Source organism: Ligilactobacillus hayakitensis DSM 18933 = JCM 14209 (assembly GCF_000615845.1).
Classification (GTDB): Bacteria; Bacillota; Bacilli; order Lactobacillales; family Lactobacillaceae; genus Ligilactobacillus; species Ligilactobacillus hayakitensis.
Genome location: NZ_BAML01000074.1, coordinates 1 through 705, shown reverse-complemented (window position 1 = coordinate 705; position 705 = coordinate 1). Strand labels below are relative to the sequence as shown.

Sequence of the window (705 nt, the reverse complement as noted above, 5' to 3'; positions counted from 1 at the left end):
CGCTGAAGATGGTATTACAAACAAAGATGATATGCCATCAGGAACAAAGTACGAATGGAAGACACCTGTAGACACAACAACAGAAGGTGACAAACCAGGTACAGTGGTAGTAACATACCCAGATGGTTCACAAGATGAAGTACCTGTAACAGTTCATGTCACAGATCCAACAGATAATACTGACAGTAAAACACCAGAAACACCAGCAACATCAGTTGATGAAAGTGGAAAAACACCAGTAGACCCAACAGATGACGCACAAGATACAGGTGTAGTTGTAGTAAACCCAACAAAAGACACAACAGTAACTGCAAAAGATGAAGACGGAAAAGATATTCCAGTTGAAATCGATGATAAGGGACACATTATCGTAACTCCAGGTAAGGATGTAGATGGCCCAATCACAGTTACAGTAGATGATCCAAGCATGGACACACCACAAACAGTGGAAGTAGAAGTGAACGGACATACAAAGGGTAACGATGACAATGGTTCAGACAAGAATACAACAGATAAGCCAGCAGAAACACCAGCAACATCAGTTGACGAAAGTGGAAAGACACCAGTAGACCCAACAGATGACGCACAAGATACAGGTGTAGTTGTAGTAAACCCAACAAAAGACACAACAGTAACTGCAAAAGATGAAGACGGAAAAGATATTCCAGTTGAAATCGATGACAAGGGACACATCATCGTAACTCC

The 705-nt window shown here is 41.6% G+C and carries 1 protein-coding gene; it reads left to right on the top strand.

Annotation, left to right across the window (positions count from 1 at the left end; translation table 11 throughout):
* The coding region (locus JCM14209_RS09610; protein WP_035520374.1) for a Rib/alpha-like domain-containing protein at positions 1-705 on the top strand (705 nt) is incomplete at both ends.